This is a genomic window from Streptomyces sp. NPDC052016, from assembly GCF_044548445.1.
Lineage (GTDB): Bacteria > Actinomycetota > Actinomycetes > Streptomycetales > Streptomycetaceae > Streptomyces.
Genome location: NZ_JBIUBX010000025.1, coordinates 90,748 through 108,264, shown reverse-complemented (window position 1 = coordinate 108,264; position 17,517 = coordinate 90,748). Strand labels below are relative to the sequence as shown.

General features: G+C 69.2%; 15 protein-coding genes. 8 read left to right on the top strand and 7 right to left on the bottom strand.

Annotation, left to right across the window (positions count from 1 at the left end):
- Positions 1–7: 7 nt before the first annotated feature.
- Positions 8–1,804 (bottom strand): serine/threonine-protein kinase, encoded by a 1,797-nt coding sequence (locus tag ACIHAR_RS28680; RefSeq protein ID WP_400022509.1) that lies wholly within the window; start codon positions 1,802–1,804, stop codon positions 8–10.
- 161 nt (positions 1,805–1,965) lie between these two features.
- Positions 1,966–2,814, bottom strand: coding sequence for a menaquinone biosynthesis protein (locus tag ACIHAR_RS28675; protein ID WP_365460727.1), 849 nt, complete (start codon positions 2,812–2,814; stop codon positions 1,966–1,968).
- Between the two features lie 286 nt (positions 2,815–3,100).
- Between ACIHAR_RS28675 and ACIHAR_RS28670 the strand changes: the two genes are divergently transcribed.
- The gene (locus tag ACIHAR_RS28670; protein ID WP_003992177.1) at positions 3,101–3,304 is read left to right on the top strand and encodes a cold-shock protein; all 204 of its coding nucleotides are present in this window, start codon (positions 3,101–3,103) and stop codon (positions 3,302–3,304) included.
- A 152-nt stretch (positions 3,305–3,456) separates the two neighbouring features.
- Here the strand turns inward: ACIHAR_RS28670 and ACIHAR_RS28665 are convergent, their stop codons facing one another.
- Positions 3,457–4,020, bottom strand: a complete 564-nt coding sequence (locus tag ACIHAR_RS28665; RefSeq protein ID WP_365460725.1) for an XRE family transcriptional regulator — start codon at positions 4,018–4,020, stop codon at positions 3,457–3,459.
- Between the two features lie 68 nt (positions 4,021–4,088).
- On the opposite strand from ACIHAR_RS28665, the gene ACIHAR_RS28660 reads away from it, so the two are divergent.
- Genes ACIHAR_RS28660 through ACIHAR_RS28645 form a run of 4 tightly spaced genes read left to right on the top strand, consistent with a single transcriptional unit; the run spans position 4,089 to position 6,041 of the window.
- Positions 4,089–4,796 (top strand): AzlC family ABC transporter permease, encoded by a 708-nt coding sequence (locus ACIHAR_RS28660; protein WP_400022508.1) that lies wholly within the window; start codon positions 4,089–4,091, stop codon positions 4,794–4,796.
- Positions 4,793–5,110 carry an AzlD domain-containing protein gene (locus tag ACIHAR_RS28655; RefSeq protein WP_365460721.1) on the top strand — a complete coding sequence of 106 codons (318 nt, stop codon included), beginning with the start codon at positions 4,793–4,795 and terminating at the stop codon, positions 5,108–5,110. Before ACIHAR_RS28660 ends, ACIHAR_RS28655 begins: the two co-directional genes overlap by 4 nt.
- Before the next feature lie 12 nt (positions 5,111–5,122).
- The gene (locus ACIHAR_RS28650) at positions 5,123–5,365 is read left to right on the top strand and encodes a hypothetical protein (RefSeq protein WP_365460719.1); all 243 of its coding nucleotides are present in this window, start codon (positions 5,123–5,125) and stop codon (positions 5,363–5,365) included.
- Positions 5,366–5,378: 13 nt separating this feature from the next.
- Positions 5,379–6,041: a class I SAM-dependent methyltransferase gene (locus ACIHAR_RS28645; RefSeq protein ID WP_400022507.1), complete on the top strand. Its 663-nt coding sequence runs from the start codon at positions 5,379–5,381 to the stop codon at positions 6,039–6,041.
- Between the two features lie 52 nt (positions 6,042–6,093).
- Here ACIHAR_RS28645 and ACIHAR_RS28640 read toward each other — a convergent pair whose 3' ends face one another.
- Positions 6,094–6,642 carry a DUF6817 domain-containing protein gene (locus ACIHAR_RS28640; protein ID WP_400022531.1) on the bottom strand — a complete coding sequence of 183 codons (549 nt, stop codon included), beginning with the start codon at positions 6,640–6,642 and terminating at the stop codon, positions 6,094–6,096.
- A gap of 191 nt (positions 6,643–6,833) precedes the next feature.
- Between ACIHAR_RS28640 and ACIHAR_RS28635 the strand changes: the two genes are divergently transcribed.
- On the top strand, positions 6,834–7,736 hold the full coding sequence (locus tag ACIHAR_RS28635) for a LysR family transcriptional regulator (protein WP_400022506.1): 903 nt from the start codon (positions 6,834–6,836) through the stop codon (positions 7,734–7,736).
- A 31-nt stretch (positions 7,737–7,767) separates the two neighbouring features.
- Here ACIHAR_RS28635 and ACIHAR_RS28630 read toward each other — a convergent pair whose 3' ends face one another.
- Positions 7,768–8,196, bottom strand: a complete 429-nt coding sequence (locus ACIHAR_RS28630) for an ATP-binding protein (protein WP_365460713.1) — start codon at positions 8,194–8,196, stop codon at positions 7,768–7,770.
- Between the two features lie 125 nt (positions 8,197–8,321).
- On the opposite strand from ACIHAR_RS28630, the gene ACIHAR_RS28625 reads away from it, so the two are divergent.
- Entirely contained in the window at positions 8,322–9,188 is an 867-nt protein-coding gene (locus ACIHAR_RS28625) for a helix-turn-helix domain-containing protein (RefSeq protein ID WP_400022505.1), read from the top strand.
- Positions 9,185–9,433: a DUF397 domain-containing protein gene (locus ACIHAR_RS28620; protein ID WP_400022504.1), complete on the top strand. Its 249-nt coding sequence runs from the start codon at positions 9,185–9,187 to the stop codon at positions 9,431–9,433. Before ACIHAR_RS28625 ends, ACIHAR_RS28620 begins: the two co-directional genes overlap by 4 nt.
- A gap of 706 nt (positions 9,434–10,139) precedes the next feature.
- Here the strand turns inward: ACIHAR_RS28620 and ACIHAR_RS28615 are convergent.
- Positions 10,140–10,421, bottom strand: coding sequence for a hypothetical protein (locus tag ACIHAR_RS28615; protein ID WP_400022530.1), 282 nt, complete (start codon positions 10,419–10,421; stop codon positions 10,140–10,142).
- Between the two features lie 127 nt (positions 10,422–10,548).
- Positions 10,549–17,472: a polymorphic toxin-type HINT domain-containing protein gene (locus ACIHAR_RS28610; protein WP_400022503.1), complete on the bottom strand. Its 6,924-nt coding sequence runs from the start codon at positions 17,470–17,472 to the stop codon at positions 10,549–10,551.
- Positions 17,473–17,517 lie beyond the last annotated feature (45 nt).

Sequence of the window (17,517 nt, the reverse complement as noted above, 5' to 3'; positions counted from 1 at the left end):
GAGCCCGCTACTCGACCCTCGCCATCCGGGCCACCGGCTTCCCCTCCGCCGCACTGTCCGAGCTGTACGTCAGGTCGTCGCCCGTCGGCGTCAGCCGGATGGTGTGCGGGGTCGGGTTGCAGCCGCTGTGGTTGGACGCGGCGCCGGCCGAGGTGACGACGACCTCCTTCGCGGTCACCTGCTTCAGCGTCAGGAGGTCGAGGCAGACCGCGCCCAGGATGTCCGTCTGCCGCAACTCGCCCATCCGCTCGCCCACCGCGGCCTGCCGGACCGTCACCCGGAAGGTCCCCATGGGCAACTTGCCGTCGAGTCCGCTCCCGGGCCCCTCCCAGGTGCCGACATAGCGGGAGGGCAGCGCGGACGGCCGGGCCGTGGGCGTGGCGCCCTCACTCCCGCTCGGCGTGGCGGCCGGGGGGTGGGCGCCGTCGGCCGCGTCCTTCCCGCTGTCGGACGACCCGGGCAGGAGGTCCAGGACGAACACGGACCCGACCGTCACCGCCGCGATCGCCCCGGCGACCGCCAGCGCCACCGTGCAGCTCAGCCGCCTCCCGCGCCCGCCCTCTCCCGGCGTGGCGGCGGCCGCCACGGTCACGGAGACCTTCCCGGGCCGTTCGCCGGACGGCTCCCCGCCCGCCCTGGGCATGGGCACGGCGTCCGCCGGGGCCGGCATCACCGGCGGCGGCCCGAACGCCCCCCTCGTCACCGGGGCGTGGACCTCTCCCGCCGTAGCCTCCGGATCTCCCACGGACGGAGTGCCGAATCCCACCGGCCCGGAGACCGGCCCCGGGACCGGTCCCGGAAACGGCCCGGGAAACGGCCCCGCCCCGGCCCCCGCCGCCTCGAGGTTCAGCAGTTCCACGGCGCGGCGGCCCACCTGTGCCACGAGCGCCCCCGGCAGCCATCCGCCCGCCACCGACCGCGCCGCCCCCTCCGGGGCCAGCCGCCGGGCCACCTCGCCGGGAGCCGGCCGGGCCGCCGGATCCTTCGACAGGCACGCCTCGACGACCTCCCGCAGCTCACCGTCCAACTCCCCGAGTTCCGGCTCCTCGTGAACGACCTTGTAGAGCAGCGCGGCCGAGGAGTCCCCGGGGAACGGCGGCTCCCCGGTCGCCGCGTACGCCAGCACCGCACCCAGGGAGAAGACGTCGGCGGCTCCCGTGACCCCCTTGCCGAGGATCTGCTCGGGTGCCATGTAGCCCGGTGAGCCGACCGACACCCCGGTCGACGTCAGGGACGCCGTACCGTCCGTCGCCCGGGCGATGCCGAAGTCGATCAGCAGGGGGCCGTCGACGGTCAGCAGGACGTTGGACGGTTTGACGTCCCGGTGGACGAGCCCCAGGGCGTGGACGGTCGCGAGCGCTTCGGCCAGTCCCGCTCCCAGCACCCGTACCGTGTGCTCGGGCAGCGCGCCCCCGCCGGCGCCCGGCCCCTCGGCGGAACCCGTGCCCCCGGCGGCGTCGCCGACCGCGGCGGCCTCGCTCCCCCTGCCGCCCGCGACCGCCGACGCCAGCGAAGGCCCCGCCGCGTAGGCGGTGGCGACCCAGGGCACGGCCGCGTCCGGGTCGGCGTCCAGCACCGGCGCGGTCCAGGCGCCGCCGACCCGCCGGGCGGCCTCGACCTCGCGCCGGAAGCGGGCGCGGAACTCCTCGTCGAGGGCGAGGTGCGGGTGGACGATCTTCACGGCGACCGTGCGGCCGCCGGCGCTGCGGCCCAGGTAGACGCGGCCCATCCCGCCCGAGCCGAGCCGGCCGAGCAGCCGGTAGGGCCCCACGGCACGCGGTTCGTCGGCCGCGAGCGGCTGCATGGCGTTCCCCTCTCCCCCTGGGGTCCGTCCGGCGGATCGGGCCGCCGGCGCGACCCGTCGGGCCGGACGGGCCCTGACGCCTCCACTCCCCAGCAGGGTAGTGCCCGGCACGGCGGGTCCCGCGGCGTCTGACGGACCGCCACCTCAGGCGGAGGACGACGTCACGACCGCAGCAGTTCCACCTTCACGTCCGCGGGGAAGCCCGTCGTCGGCCCGACGCGCCGGGCGAACTCGGCCACCGCCTCCAACTGCGGTGCCCCGAAGCGGAAGTCGAGGGTCGTGAAGTACTGCTCCAGGACCCGCTCGTCGAAGGCCTCCCAGCGGGCCGCCTGCTCGGCGACCTTGCCGACCTCCTCCAGGGAGAGGTTGCGGGAGGCGAGGAAGGCCTCGTGGACCTGGCGGGTGATGAACGGCTCGCGTTCCAGGTAGTCGCGGCGGGCGGCCCAGACCGCGAAGACGAACGGCAGGCCGGTCCACTCCTTCCAGAGGGCCCCGAGGTCGTGCACCTGGAGGCCGTACTTGGGGCCGTCCAGCAGGTTCGCCCGCAGCGCCGCGTCGCCGATGAGGACGGCGGCCTCGGCCTCCTGCATCATCAGGCTGAGGTCGGGCGGGCAGGAGTAGTAGTCGGGCCGGACGCCGTAGCGGTCGGAGAGCAGGAGCTGGGCCAGGCGTACGGAGGTGCGCGAGGTCGAGCCGAGGGCGACCCGGGCTCCGTCCAGCCGCTCCAGCGGGACCTGGGAGACGATCACACAGGACATCACGGGGCCGTCGCAGCCGACGGCGATGTCGGGGAAGGCGACCAGGTCGTCCGCGTTCTTCAGGTACTCGACGAGGGTGATGGGCCCGATGTCGAGGTCTCCCCCCACCAGCCGCTCGCTGAGTTTCTCCGGGGTGTCCTTGGTCAGCTCGAAGTCGAGGAGGGTGCCGGTTCTCGCGAGCCCCCAGTAGAGGGGCAGGCAGTTCAGGAACTGGATGTGGCCGACGCGCGGCCGGGTGCGAGAATTGTCCACATCGCGAGACTAGACCCCGTCGAGTACGCTGCGGGCTCCACCCCCTGGGTCAACCGCTTCTCCGGATGTTCAAACATCCGGGTGACGTGATCTTGACCTCTATTGCATTCGGCTGCCCGCGTGCTAGGCTCGCCGCAAGTTGCAGTTTGGTTTCCCTTGCAGTACAGAGCCTGCGGAGCATGTGACCGCGGGCTCTCGTCGTTTTCAGAAGTATGCAGTTGTGCAGCACTGTTTTCACACTTGCAGGTTCTGGAGCAGGGCAACCCTTTGGGCCCAAGGAGGGCTTATGGCTACCGGAACCGTGAAGTGGTTCAACGCCGAAAAGGGCTTTGGCTTCATCGCCCAGGAGGGCGGCGGCCCCGACGTCTTCGTCCACTACTCCGCGATCAACGCCTCGGGTTTCCGTTCCCTCGAGGAGAACCAGCAGGTCTCCTTCGACGTGACCCAGGGCCCGAAGGGCCCGCAGGCGGAGAACGTCACCCCCGTGTGATCGTGACACCTCGTGTGATCGCAGTCTGAGAGCAGTACCCAAGGAGCCCCGCGCCTTCCGGCACGGGGCTCCTGCCTTTCCCGGTGAATTCCTCACACGCCCGGCCCAATTCCGCGCGCGACCGGGTGAACATCGCGCGAACTCTTCCCTCCCTAAACGTGCTGCATCACGAGGACGAAGCTCGTCCCCGGCACCAGCGCCTCGTACGAGTGGGGGACATCACCCCGGTAGGTCATGTAGTCCCCCGGCTCCAGCTCCACCGTCTCGCCGGCCGGCCCCGCCTTCACCCGGCCCGTGCTCACGATCAGGTGCTCGACGGTGCCCGGGATGTGCGGCTCCGAGGCCCGTACGGCACCCGGCTCGGCCCGCAGGTGGTAGATGTCCCGCCGGGCGCCGGGCGGGCTGGCCGACAGCAGGGTCGCCACGTACGGCGCCTGCTCCGAGGCGACGGCAGGCCCCTCCCCCGCCCGGATCACCCGAACGGCGGGCGCCGGCGGCTCGACCAGCGCACTGAACGGCACCCCCAGCGCCACGCCCAGCGCCCAGATCGTCTCCATGCTCGGATTCCCGCCCGCCGCCTCCAGCTGGGACAGCGTGGACTTCGCGATGCCGGCCCGTTTGGCCAGCTCGGACAGGGAAAGACCGGCGCGCGTGCGCTCCCGGCGCAGAGAGGCGGCGATCCAGTCGAGGGGGAGACGGGAGGGGACGTCGGACATGTTGTTCGCTCCATCGGTACGCTCGTTCGGCTTGACGAACACCGGCCGGTCTGTTCATTGTAGAAAACATGCGTTCGCTGCACCGAACACGGCGCCTGTGGCGCGTGCCTCTCGCCCCCTCCCTGAAGCCGCTCGTCCGGGACAGTTCACTCGTCTGGCTGGCCGGCGGGGTGGTCGGTGTCTCCTTCGGCGCGATCTCCGTCGCCGGGGGGCTGCCGGTCTGGGTGCCGGTGGCGATGTCGCTGGTGGTGTACGCGGGGTCGGCGCAGTTCAGCGCGGTCGGGGTGCTGCTGGCCGGGGGCGGCCCGTTCGCCGCGGCGGCCACCGGACTGCTCCTCAACACCCGTACGGCCGCCTTCAGCCTCGCCGTCGCCGACCTCCTCGGCCCCGGCCGCGCGACCCGCCTGCTGGGCGCCCACCTCGTGACGGACGAGACCGTCGCCTTCGCCCTCGCCCAGCCGGACCCGGCCCGCCGCCGCGCCGCCTTCTGGATCTCGGGCCTCGGCCTGTTCGCCGTGTGGAACGTGGGCGTCCTGGCCGGTGCCCTCGCCGGCACCGCCCTCGGCGACACCGCCGCCTACCTGGACGCCGCCTTCCCCGCCGTCCTGGTGGCCCTCGTCCTCCCGGCCCTGCGCGCGGACCGGTCCCTGCGGCGCTCGGCGGCCCTCGGCGCCCTTCTCGCCCTGGCGGTCACGCCCGCCGTACCCGCCGGGGTGCCGGTGCTGCTGGCACTCGCCGGCCTGTTTCTGTACGGCCGCGAGGGGGCCGCCGTATGAGTGCGTCGGCCGTCACCGTGATCCTGGTGCTGGCGGTGGGGACGTACGCCTTCCGGCTGGTCGGGCCCGCGCTGCACGGGCGGGTCGAGATGCCCGCGCGGGTACGGGAGTTGATGTCGGCGGGTGCGGTGGTCCTGCTGGTCGCGCTGCTGGCGACGGGCGCGCTGACCGAGGGCGGCGGCTTCGCCGGGTGGGCGCGTCCGGCCGGTGTGCTGGTGGGTGCCGTGCTCGCCTGGCGGCGGGCGCCGTTCGCGGTGGTGGTGCTGGGGGCGGCGCTGGCCGCGGCGGGGCTGCGGGCGATGGGCGTGACCTGACAAGCTGATCATGTGGACAACACCGAGAAGGACACGCCGTCCCCCGCCCCGAAGACGTCGGTGAACTGGCCGGCGCTCGGTCTCTCGACCGGCACCGCCGTGGGCATCGCGCTCGGGACCGTCTTCGACAACGTGGCCCTCGGTCTCGCCCTGGGTCTGGGGCTGGGCGCGGCCGTCGGCGCCTTTGCCGCGGCGCGCGCCGCACGCGGGCAGGGCGAGAGCGAGAAACACGAGGGCGGCGACCGGCCGGCCTGAATAGGCTCCGGCCATGACCGACGCCGACTTCCTCACCGCCACCCGCACCTTCTACGACGCCGTCGCCGACGACTACGCCGACCACTTCCGGGACGTGCTGGCCGCCCTGCCGCTGGACCGGGCCGTGCTCGGCGCGTACGCCGAACTCGTGGGCGAGGGCGCGAAGGTGGCCGACGTCGGGTGCGGGCCCGGCCGGGTGACCGGGTTCCTCGCGTCGCTGGGCCTGTCGGTGTCCGGCCTCGACCTCTCGGAGTCGATGCTGGCGATCGCGCGCCGCGAGAACCCCGGCATCCGCTTCGAGCAGGGCTCGATGCTGAAGCTGACCGGGCACCCGGACGGCTCGCTGGACGGCGTCGTCTCCTACTACTCCTCCATCCACACCCCTGTGGAAGAACTCCCGGCCCTCTTCGCGGAGTTCCACCGCGTCCTGGCCCCCGGCGGCCATCTCCTCCTCGCCTTCCAGGTCGGCGACGAGCCCCGCCGCCACGACCGGCCCTGGGGCCACCCGGTCGCCCTCGACTTCCTGCGGCGCAGGCCGGACCGGATGGCCGGCCTGCTGACCACGGCCGGGTTCGACGTCCGGGTCCGAATGGAACGCGAGCCGGACCAGGAGCGCGGCGAGAACGTCTCCCAGGCCTGCCTGATCGCCCGCAGGACCGCCCAGGCTCCGTCCTAGAGGGCCCCGGCGAGGTCCGGGTCCGCCGCGTACCCGAACGGCCGCTCGAGGCCTACGCGGCGGTGAGCATCCGCCGGCAGTCGTCCCAGGCGGCCCGGCTCAGCAGCGGCCGGAAACGGGTGAACAGGGCGAGGAGGTCCGGCCCCCACCGCTCGCGGAAAGCCACGTCGTGCTCCGCCAGGTCGAGTTCGTTGGCGGCGGTGAGGTCGGCGAAGTCGCGGAGCAGGCCCGGGGCCGGGACCCCGTGGGCGCCCGTGAAGCGGTCGTGGAAGGGGGCGCCGGGCTCGGCCAGGGCCGGATACGTGGCCCTGCGGTCGCAGCTCGCGTAGGAGTACACGATCGCCTCGGCCTCCCGACCGATCACCCCGGCGAGTTCGGTACGGCGGTCGAGCGGGAGCAGGGCGTCGGGGAAGCCGTCGGTGCCGTAGAAGGCGTGGCAGAGGCCTGCCAGTTGGAGAGCGGGGCGGGCCTCCCAGGCGGCGAGCCGGGAGCGTACGCGGCGGAGGTGTGCGAGGAGGGTGCCGCCCGGGTGGGCCAGGGCGCCCGCGCCCAGGTCCCGCAGCAACGCCTCGGCCCGCGGGAGCGCCTCGTCCATCGGCATGGCGGTGCCCTTCGTCGAAACGGACGTGTCGTCGTACGGGGTCGGCACCCGCTCCCCTCCGGGACGTCCGGACGTCCACGGGAGCAGGGAGCGGGTTGCCGCCCGGGGCCCTGGAACAGATCCTCGTACGGGCGCAACACCCAGTCAATCCTTGGGATTTGTCACGAGACCCAAGCCTAGACTTGGGTCTCGTGACACTTGAGGACCTGCGCGTGTTCGTGGCGGTGTGCCGGGCCGGGAGCCTGAGCGCGGTCGCCCGTGAGCTGGGCTGCACACAGTCGGCGGTGAGCCAGCACGTGAGGCGGCTGGAACGGGAGACGGGTGTGGGCCTGCTGGAACGGCAGCCGAGGGGGGTCGTCCCGACGCGGGCCGGCCGCATCCTGGAGGCCGCGGTCACCGAGGGCATCTCCGGACTCGACCTGGCGGTTCGTCAGTTGCGCGACCTGGCCGACGGCGCGAGCGGCTACGTCCGGGTGGCCACCGGGGCGACGACCGTGCGGCACTTCATGTCCGACGCCCTCGTGGCGTACCGCCGCGCCCATCCCGGGGTCAACCTGGAGTTCCGTACGGTGAGTTCGGGGCGCGGCAGTTTCGACGCGCTGGCCGACGGCACGCTCGACCTCGCCTGGATCACCCTGGGGCCGCCGGTGCGCGGCATCGAGCAGCGGCGGGTGGTCGACCTGCCCTGGGTCCTGGCCGTCCACGCCACGGACCCGCTCGCCTCCCGTCCGCACGTCGACGTCAACGACCTGCGGGACGTCCGCCTGATCCGCCTCCCCCCGAACTCCGCCTCCGCCGCCCATCTCGACGCCTGCTGCGCCGAGTCGGGCGTCCGCTTCTCCTACGACACCGGTGTCGCCGACTGGGACACGGCACTGCTCCTGGCCGAGCTGGGCGTGGGCCGGGCGGTCGTCCCCGCCCTGCCGGGACTGTCCGCCCCCGCCGACGGCGCCCTGCGCCTGATCCCGGTCCCCGGCCTGCGTCCCCTTCCGGTCGGCTGGGCGGTACGCCGCTGGGCCGCGCTCGGTCCGGCGGCGCGGGCGTTCGCGGACATGGTGGCGGAGTGGCGGAGGGGACGCGCGGCGGGCGACTGAGGGTCAGGAGCCGCGTGTCGGGCCGGTGCGGTCAGCCGAGCGGGAGTTCCGCCCAGACCGTCTTGCCGACGTCCCGCTCCTGGACACCCCAAGTCCGTGCGAGGACGGCGACGAGGATCAGCCCCCGCCCGCCCTCCGCGTCCGGCTCCCTCACGATCCGCAGCCCGCGGTCCCCCCGCGCGTCGCTCACCTCCACCCGCAGCCTGCCCTCGGGGAGCAGCAGCAGACGCAGCCCGAAGTCCCGCCCCGGCACCCGGCCGTGCGTGACGGCGTTGGCGGCCAGCTCCGCGACGACGTGCTGCACGGCGTCGCTCGCCTCGCCGTCGTGCGGGTAACCCCAGGCGTCGAGCTGCTGCGCGGTGAGGCGCCGGGCGAGACGGGCGCCTCGGGGTGTCGCGCTGAGGCGCAGGGACAGTTCACCGAGGGGGGTGGGGATCTGGGTGGAGATTTCGGAGTTCACCCGACTGAGCGTGGTCCGTTGTATCTACCCTGGCCAGGGGCGACTTGGCGACTCTCCGTAGCCGTACGGCTTCGGTGGGCTTTGATGTACGGGTCGTCGTTCGTGTCCACGAAGGCGTGACGGTGGTGGCGTACGTGACGTACGAGCGCAGGCCCGAGACTCCGGCGGAGGCCGACGGCTCGACGGGGCTTCTCACGGCCCTCGGCAAGATGATGAAGCTGTTGCGGGAACGGAAGGGGATCACGCAGAAGGAGTTCGGCCAAATGGTGGGGTACGGGCCGGACGCAATCTCTGCCATGGAGCGGGGGGTGCGGACGATCCGGCCGGAGGTGCTGGAGAAGGCGGACGAACTCCTGGCGGCCGGAGGGCTGTTCTTGCAGGCGGTTCCCGAGGTGCGGGAGGCGATGTCTCGGACGCGGACGCGGCATCCCGAGTGGTATCGGAGTTACGCGGCGCTGGAGGCGGAAGCCGCGGAGCTGCACTTTTATGCCAACCAGGGGGTGCCAGGCCTGTTGCAAACCCGGGACTACGCATGGGCGGTGTTCTCGCGCCGTCGACCACTGCTCGACGAGGAGACCATCGAGAAGCGTGTGGCGGACCGCCTGGCCCGCCAGCAAGTTCTCGACCGTCGGCCTGCGCCGGTGGTGGGCTACGTGCTGGAAGAGGTTGTGCTGGATCGGCCGATCGGCGGCCGCCCCGTCCAACGGGCACAACTTGAGCAGTTGCTGCTTCTCGGCAGTCTGAGAAACGTCGAGATCCAGGTGATGCCGACGAGCATCGTCGGCCACCCCAACATGGACGGCGCATTCAACTTGCTGACGCCCATGAGGCACTCGCAGGTGGCCTACACGGAGATCCAGGGCTATCCCCGCCTGATCACCGACCTCTTGGAGGTCCGGAAGATCGCCGACCGCTATGGGATCATGCGAGCAATGGCACTCCCGCCCGCTGAGTCCCGGGAGTTGATCGAGAAGAAGCTGGAGGAGCTATGAACAGCGAGAACCTCACCTGGTTCAAGTCCAGCTACAGCGGCGGTGAAGGCGGAGAGTGCCTGGAAACCGCCTACACCTGGCGCAAGTCCACCCACAGCGACGGCGAAGGCGGAGACTGCCTCGAAATAGCCGCCTGTCCCACCACCATCCACGTCCGTGACTCCAAGAACCCCGCCGGCCCGGCGCTGGCCCTCTCCCCCACCGCCTGGGCGGACTTCCTCACGCACGCCGCCACGCAAGCGTGACCCGCCTTCCCGAGACCTTTGTGATTGAGCACGAGGGTGAGGCAGGGCCGGGCGCCCACTGGCTCCGCATCCTCCCTCACCTGGTCGGCGACCCGCCCGCCCGTTGGGACTGTCGTCCCGACTGCGGCGTCGGGATCGTCGGACCCGTACTCCGACATGGAGTGACCCCCGACTTGCTCAAGGTCTCTTTCCCGCACCGGGCAACGTCTAGGAGGAGGACGCCCTCGCCGCCGGACGGGGAGGGGCTGTCCGGCTGTACTTGGAGATCTGGAGCGGGCGCGGAGATCGTCGCTGGTCCAAGTGGGGGCAGCGACGAACTCGCGATCACGAATAACACAAGTGTCGCGCAGTCCCCTCAAGAGTTTCGGCGCTTCCTGCGGCCGGGGGCTGACTCTACGGAACGACACTGCCCGACTCGTCGCCGCACTCGCGAGCTCCGGCCCGCGGAGGTGGGTACGGCTCACGGAGGCGACCACCCCACCGCCGGGCTTGGGGCGGAGACCTGCGCATGCCTCGAGCAGGTGGCGCAAGACCTGTGCAACGGCTTTGCGTACCCCACATCCGGCCCGCTTCAACTGCGAGTCTCGTTCAGCTTTGCCACGGCTCTGAGCGACGCTGGCCGCTGACTGCCCGCCACGTACAGAATCCGTCCGCCGACGTTTGTCAGACCTATGCGGATGCGCCAGAAAGACATCTGGCGCATCTCTTACGCCTCGCTTCGATTCTGGAGCTGCCGAAGAGACTTTTCTCGAATCTGATTCCAAGGATGTCGCGAAAGAACACGCAACGCGGCAACTGGCGTTCTAGGGTTTCCGGCCACCGACGAAAGCACCGCCTCGTGAGTGTCCCTTGAAAGCACCTCAAGAATGTCGCCGGGAGTATCCTTCCTGCTCGCTACCTTGTCTCGGACACGCCAATCCGAGTCAGCTGACAAGATCCGAATAACCTCGACCGGGATCGTCCGATTAAAGGCTACCCAGAACCGCATGTCCGGATAATCTCTAACGACGGCAATCCAGACATCCAGGGAGGCCTCCTCTCGCTTAATCCGTTGGAAGTCTGCCGCGTCTCCGCTGGCACGAAGCCTCACGAATTCCTCGACGCTCTCAATCAATTCAGCACCCAACCGTCTTCATTTTGTTCCAGGGGATGAACAAGCCAGTCTTTCCCTTGTGCTTCCCTTCAATGAAGGTGCCGTCCTTGCCAGCATCGGCCACCCATTCAAGCCCCTTTGATGTCTCCCTGAAGACCTTCCAAGCTGACCTGCCATGTCCAGCCTTGTCGGGACTCCACCAGTAGACCGTCCCATTGACATCAGGGGCCTGCTGGTAGTAATTGGCCCTGAACGGTCCACCATTCATGATTTTTGTGGACCTCGCCGGATCAATGGTCCAAACACCAGGCGGGGCGCCACCGTCATTGTGTACGAGTACCGGCGTCTCCCCCGCCAGTACATAGTACGTGTGCAGGTCGTCGACAGTGAGGTTGCGGACAGTCGCTTGTTGGGTCCAGCGCTTGACCGCGGTGATCTGAACGCGTGTGCCCGCGCTGGTGCTGAGCCACTGCCCCGCGCGCAGATCGCCGGCCTCGATCCATGCCCCGAGTTCCGGTACCCAGAAGGGGTGTCCGACGGTGGCGGTCACCGATGCGGTCTTGGCGCCCTTCTTTTCGTTGACGTCGAGCGTGATTTCGACAAGATGCTTGGCGCCCTGGCCGATGATAGTGGCAGTGACAGTGCGCGCTTCGGTCCTTCCTGTTTCCGGATCGGTGGCCAGCACCTTGTCGCCGACCTCGATTTCTCCGATTTTCTTGACCGAACCGTCCGCCATGCGAACGTCGGTTTCAGGTAGGAAGCTATTAGGAGAGCAGGAGGTCTTACCGCCGCGTGTAAGCGCATACTCGAGAATGAATTGGAACCCCACATTCCCGCATATTGGACACGTGTCCGGGGATTCGATTTCCTTTACATGCTTCCAGCCCCCGTAGTAGTCACGCAGGTTCTTGCACGTCATGTCGGTGCCTTGGCTGAAGCCACAGCGTTCACGGAAGTAGAGCTCATAGTTGAGCTCAAGACTCACGTGCGGCATATAGGTACCGAGCCGCTGCATCTGTCCTACAGACGGCAGCCCGTCACCCCCCAGGTACTTCTTGCCCAGGTCCGTGTTCGGTGGTGGCGCCTTACCGTCTCCCAGGTCTGTGACCGTGGTGCTGCCGCCGCTATTCCCGTTGTTCGACCCCGCACCGCAGTGGGGGTCTTTGTTGCATGGATCCTTGGCGGGGTCATAGTCGTCGTATGTTCCGTTGCTGCCGGAGCAGAAGTGCGGATAGCAGCTTTCGAGGCCGGTGGGGTCGCTTTCCGTGGCGGGGTTGTTGTTGGCATAGCTGTAGCCGTTGAGAGAGTGCGGCTGATCCAGGCTGAGGAGCGGGTCGACGCTGATGAACTGGCCGATGGCGGAGTCGTATTGCCGGGCGCCGATATGGGTCAGGCCGGTGGTCGTGTCGTGCGTCTTGCCGAGGAACCCCTTGTCGTCGGGCCAGGGGCCGTAGAGGGGCTTACCTCGGTCGGCGCCGAAGGGGGTGGTGTAGCGCTTGGTGAACGTCTGGCCGGTGTCCGGGTTGAACGCCAGCGAGGACGTGTTGTGGTGGTCACCCGTCAGGTAGGTGAGCTTGTTGGTGCCCGACTGGTTGGAACGGAGGGCAGCCGTTACGTCGCCAGCGGCGTAGTAGCGCTGGGCCCAGGTGCTGCCGTCGGCACGGAGGTGGAGTTCGGTGGCGCCGGCGTAGAGGACGCGTTCGCCGTTCTGGGTGTTGCGAATCAGCAGGGTGCCATCGGCGGCGTAGAGATAGTCGGTCGACGTCGCGTTCTCGGTCAGTTTCGTCAGCTTGCCTTCGGGTGACCACTGCAGCGTCTGCGGCTGAGTGGTTCCGGGGCGCTGTGAGGTGTTGCCGGTCTTGTCGTATGTGTAGGTGCGCTGGGGCTTGGTGCAGTCGGTGCCGGTGGTGGTGCCGGTCAGGGTGTGCGGCTGGGTGGTGCTGGTGTAGCAGTAGGCCGTTTTTGTGTCGCCGGTGCTCTTGTGAACCGTCTCGCTGGCCCGCTGGCCTGCATCGTTGTACGTGTAGCTCGTCCAATACGGGGCCGGGCCGGACAGGCTGGAGGCGCTCCGCGTGTCGACGCAGTTCTGAGAGGCAGGGGTCCAGGCTTCGATAAGGCGCTGGTGGCCGTCGTAGGCGAAGCACTGGGTTTCAGGGGAGCTGGTGCCGCCCAGGGTCGTGGGGTCGCTGATCGCGGTGACGTTGCCGGACTGGTCGTAGGTGTATTGGAGGTCCTGCAGCATGTACGGATGTGTCTGGTCCGTTACGGACCGTTGGGTCAGTCGGCCGGTGCCCGCCTCGTAGTCGTTGCTGACATAGATGTCCTTGCTGCCGCTGCCGCCGGTGCCCAGCGTCAGCTGTTGGGGCTGGGTGAGGGCGGAGTAGGACACGTCCCGCAGGTAGCCGGTCGAGCCGCCGATCGAGGTGAGGTTGCCCAGGCCGTCGTACTCGAATCCGATGATTTCGGATGGCAGTCCGCCCAAGGCGGGCTCGCGGTTGTACTGCTGGGTACCGTCGACGTTGTAGTACGTCGTGTACGCCAGGGTGGCTGGTACACCGGCCGTCACGAACGGGTCAGTGGCCGGCAGCCGCAGCTCGGTGTCCGTGGCACGGTTGAGGCTGTCGTAGGCGGTGACGGCCTGGGTGTAGGCCTCGCCGGTCTTGCCCCCGACGTAGCGGGTGGAAGTCGTGGGCAGGCCCTTGAGGAGGGTGTCGTAGGTGTAGCCGGTGAGCTGATTGGCGTCTGTTTTTGCGTCCTTCCAGGTTCCGGTGATGCGGCCCAGCTCGTCATACCCGGTGAGGATCGACGTGCCCCGGGAGTCCGTCGTCCTGGCCGGACGGTCGAGGATGTCGTACTCGGTGGCCGCCGTTCCCTTGTCCGGGTCGGTGACCTTGGCCTGGCGGCCGAAAAGGTCATACGTGTAGAGCCACTTGGCGCCGTCCGGGCCGGTGATCGTCTCTTGCTTGCCGTCCAGGGTGTAGGTGAATTTCGTGGACGCGTACGAGGAACCGGGGCTGGTGCCGAAGGCGGCGTCGGCGGGACTCGTGCTCTCGTACGCGCGGGTCTCCGTCGTCTGGCCGCGTACGTCGGTGATGGTGCGCTGGGCAGAGCCGCCCTCGAGGGCCGTGGTCGCGACCGAGTCTCCGGTGTAGCTGGTAGTGGTGGACCACTTCTTGACGCCGAGGACATACAGGGTGCTGGTCGTCGCGCGGCCGGCTCCGTCGAAGACCGTCTGCCGCTGGGTAGGTGCCTCGCCGTATTCGGCCCGGGTGTAGGTGCCGTTGGGTGTGCTGGTGGAGTCGAAGATGTCGGCGTACGTCTCGTAGGCCAGGCCGCGCGTGTCGTAGCGGGTGTCGGTGAGGAGGCGGCCGCCCTGCGGGGTCGGCGACTGGGTCTGCAGGGGCCGAAGAAGCGAGTCGTACAACGCGTAGGTGGTGTTGTAGGTCTCGCCGTCCTTCTTCAGGGTCGATGTCGACACCCAGGAGGGCTTGGTAGCTTCCAGGTGGTAGGCGAACTTCATGCTGGGCGCCTGGCTACTGCTTGCACGGTTCGGCAGCCACACCTGGGTCAGTCGGCCGAGGGCGTCGTAGGTGAGTTCGGTCTTCTTGGTGTTGGGATCGTAGGTGCGCAGTGGCAGACCACGTCGCGGGTCGAGGAAGCTGACCGTTTTGTACTGCTTGGGGTCAGCGATGATGGTCCTGGTCACCGGGCCGGCGTCGGCGGGGGTGTAGGTGGTGGTGGTCGGAGGGTTCGCGGAAGCGTCGCTGACGCTCACGGGGCGGCCCAGGATGTCATACGTGGTGGCCGACACCTTCTGCCAGCCGGCTGGCATGCGCTCGCCGTTGGCGTCCGCCGTGGCGGCGTAGCCGGTCGGGCGGCCGGTCCAGGTCACCTGTCCCTTGGTGGGCCGCTGGGTGGCTGACCAGGTGGTGGCATTGGCGGTGTCGTAGACCATGCCGCTGTCGGCGAGCACATCGCCCCGCTGGGGGTTGGCGGGGTCCATGGTGGCGGGCAGGGAAAGCGAGATGTCCGCGGTCGCACAGATACGGGCGACCGTTCGGGTGCGGGAGACCAGGCTGATGAGGCCCAGGTCGGCATTGCGGGCGTACCAGGTGCGGGTGCAGGTCTCGTCTGCTGCCTTGCCGACCTGACCGGAGTCTTCGACGCGTACGGGCATGCCGTAGTTGTCGTAGGTCGTGCTGGTCAGGTGCTCGCGCCACGTCTGGGACGCGGTCAGGTACGTGTAGGCGTGCTTCTTCTCCGTGCGGACGTACCGGGCCAGGTGGTCACCCGCGCCGGGCGTGCTCTGGCGGGCGGTCTCCTGCGCCCACGGGTCGTTCACCGTCGCCGTTGTGGCGGTGGAGCCGTTGAAGGTGACCTGTTCGCGCAGTTGGCCTGCGAACTCGTTGCTGTCCTTCAAGGCGGGAGCTCCCAGGGCCGGTGTGGCCAGGGGGGCGACGGAAACGCTTTTGATCGTGCCGTCCTTGTTCTTGTCGCCGTCCATGCCCTGGAAGTAGACGGAGACGGTTCGGGAGCGGATGACGTCCGTTGCACCGGTCCAGGCGGTGACCTGACGGTAGCCGCGCCAGTCCGACCAGGTCCGCTCGTCCTTCGCTGCGAACGGGTCGTCGTTGTGGTGCCAGGCGGCGCCGTCATAGGTGTAGGCGTGCTCCACCGTCTCGTTCGCGGCTGCCGGATCGGAGACGGTGACGGCCAGCACCCGGTACTTGTGGAACCAGTCGATCGAGGCGTTCTCGGCGCTGTTGATGTGCCAGTACTGGGGGTAGCACGAGCGGGTGTTGGTGTCCGGTGCCGCGCCGAGGACCTCGCTGCGCACGCATTCCTCACCCGACAGCGTCACCGTGGTGATCGCACCGGTCTCCGAAGTGATCGTGGAGATTCGCGGCCGGGTCAGGGGCAGGATGTCGTCCGTCGCATCCACGCGGTTTGACCGCATCTGGTACGTGAACGAGATCGGGTTGATCGCGATGCTCGCGTCGCCCGCCTTGCCGGTCCGCTTGAGCGACTTCAGTGTGAGGACCTGGTCGGAGCTGTCACCGATGTCCCCGCCGTCCTTGTACTCCTGGGTGAGATCCCAGGAATCCACGGGATCATAAACAGTGGTCGTGGCGTTGTAGGAAAAGGTGTCGATCCCGGTCAGGCGCTTGCGAGAGAAAAACGACGGGCCGGCCGCGTTGCACTCGTCGTCGCCCTGGGTGCAGATTGCGTCGAACGGCACGTCCGGCCAGTTGTCGGCGGTGTCCTCGGTCAGGCTCGAGCAGTCCGAGGCCGTGCAGCGCTCTGCGTAGCCGAAGGTGACCTTCGCGTCCGCCTTGTCGGTGAACAGAGCACCCTTGCGCAGGCCGTACTCGATCCGGCTGAGGTAGCCGCCGCGCGTGTACGACGCGTTGGCTGTCGTCGCCTTGTTCTTCTTGTAGTAGTTCGATTCCTTGGAGTACCAGTAGGTGGCGGCGTTTCCGCGGGTGTCCTCGACGTAGTCGAGGTTCCACCGCCAGGCCTGAGTCAGCGCCCGGTCCGCGAAGGCGTCGCCGGCGGAGTAACCGGGCTCACCCGAGTCGTCGCCGAACACCGGTACGCTCCAGGCCGAGTTGGCACGCTGGGTGTCCGCGCCGTCAAGCTTGTCCAAGCCGAACACGTACTTGGTGCCGTCGCCCGTGATGACGGTCCAGTACTCGCCGTCGTCGTCGCCGTTGTCCGCGCCGGTGGAGCGGGTCACTTTCGACGCGTCGTCGTTCTCAAGGCGCCACTGCCCGCTGTCGTCGTCCTTGACCAGGCGTGAGGATCTGCCGTTCAGGACCAGGCTTGCGTTGTCATACTTCCAGCACAGGTCGAAGACGTCGTCGTGGCCGTCGTCGTCACAGGAGCCGTAGGTGCGCTCGATGTAGGACCCGGTGAGCTCGAAGCCCTCGCCAACCGACGTGCCCTGGTTGTTGGTGGTCGCGGTGCGGCCGTCGACACTGCCCGAGTCGTACGACAGCGACATCGGCGGTACCGGGCCGGCGGCCGCGGGCGGCATGGTGAAGTCGTAGGACCAGGTGAAGGATCCTGAGCTGCCGCCCGCCTCCCAGGACGAAGATTCCGACAGGGGGGTGGCCGAGTAGTCTCCGGCGCCCTTGGGCGACTGGCCGGAGCCGGCCGCCGCAGCGGTGACGGCCAGTACGGTTGCGGTCGGTGCCGTGCTGTCCGCGTCCCGCAGAAGCTGCGTCGAGGGACCGGTCGCGGTATCGGTGAGATGGACCTTCGCCGAGACCGACTGGCCCACGAAGTCGTTGTCCGACGCCATCGGACGCTGGGTGCGGCACTCGGCCTTCTCAGGGGTCGTCAGGACGCAGGCGGGCATCTGCACCAGGCGCAGGCGCTGGGCCCAGCCGCCGCCGATCGCTGAGGCGAAGCCGCTGTAGTCGACGCTGACCTCGGCAGTGCCCGCGGTGTCTGCTTCGGCGGTCAACAGCACACCGGTAACGCCTGCTTTACGGGCGACGCTTTGGTCGAGCACGGTGACGCGTGCCGTGCCGACAGCCCCCGTCTTGGCACCACCGATAGGCGCCAAGGTCACCGGTGTGCCGCCCGGCGCGCCATCGGTCTCCTTGCCCGCGGACAGCTCGAACGTGGCCTGCCCCTGCCGCGGCCAGGCCGCCTGCTGCTCCGATCGAGCGCGATCCGCCTGAGCCTTGTTGCTCTTTTTGTCCTGGGCAACCTTCCGGCGGGCTTTCTGAGCGCCGGGGCCGTCGAACTCCTCGACCTTGCTCACCCGGGACTTGGGGACGTCGGGACGTCCCAGACCGCCGGGCCCCGCAGCCTCGGCGACCTGCGCCACACCCACCGGCACGACCAGCGCAATTGCCAGCGACTGCACAATCAGCCGTCCGGCTCGCCGCGCCACTCCCGAGCGCCGCCATCTTGAGGTGCCTATGCCAAACACCATGTGTTCCGTCCCCGCAGTTCGGTTGAGAGAAGTGCCGGCGAGTCG

What these genes read in the sequence shown, in the direction of transcription:
- ACIHAR_RS28665 (WP_365460725.1), bottom strand. Translation starts at nt 4,020, where the DNA reads ATGTCCGACGTCCCCTCCCGTCTCCCCCTCGACTGGATCGCCGCCTCT.
- ACIHAR_RS28660 (WP_400022508.1), top strand. Translation starts at nt 4,089, where the DNA reads ATGCGTTCGCTGCACCGAACACGGCGCCTGTGGCGCGTGCCTCTCGCC.
- ACIHAR_RS28620 (WP_400022504.1), top strand. Translation starts at nt 9,185, where the DNA reads ATGAACAGCGAGAACCTCACCTGGTTCAAGTCCAGCTACAGCGGCGGT.
- ACIHAR_RS28610 (WP_400022503.1), bottom strand. Translation starts at nt 17,472, where the DNA reads ATGGTGTTTGGCATAGGCACCTCAAGATGGCGGCGCTCGGGAGTGGCG.
- ACIHAR_RS28645 (WP_400022507.1), top strand. Translation starts at nt 5,379, where the DNA reads ATGACCGACGCCGACTTCCTCACCGCCACCCGCACCTTCTACGACGCC.
- ACIHAR_RS28615 (WP_400022530.1), bottom strand. Translation starts at nt 10,421, where the DNA reads ATGCGGTTCTGGGTAGCCTTTAATCGGACGATCCCGGTCGAGGTTATT.
- ACIHAR_RS28680 (WP_400022509.1), bottom strand. Translation starts at nt 1,804, where the DNA reads ATGCAGCCGCTCGCGGCCGACGAACCGCGTGCCGTGGGGCCCTACCGG.
- ACIHAR_RS28670 (WP_003992177.1), top strand. Translation starts at nt 3,101, where the DNA reads ATGGCTACCGGAACCGTGAAGTGGTTCAACGCCGAAAAGGGCTTTGGC.
- ACIHAR_RS28655 (WP_365460721.1), top strand. Translation starts at nt 4,793, where the DNA reads ATGAGTGCGTCGGCCGTCACCGTGATCCTGGTGCTGGCGGTGGGGACG.
- ACIHAR_RS28640 (WP_400022531.1), bottom strand. Translation starts at nt 6,642, where the DNA reads ATGCCGATGGACGAGGCGCTCCCGCGGGCCGAGGCGTTGCTGCGGGAC.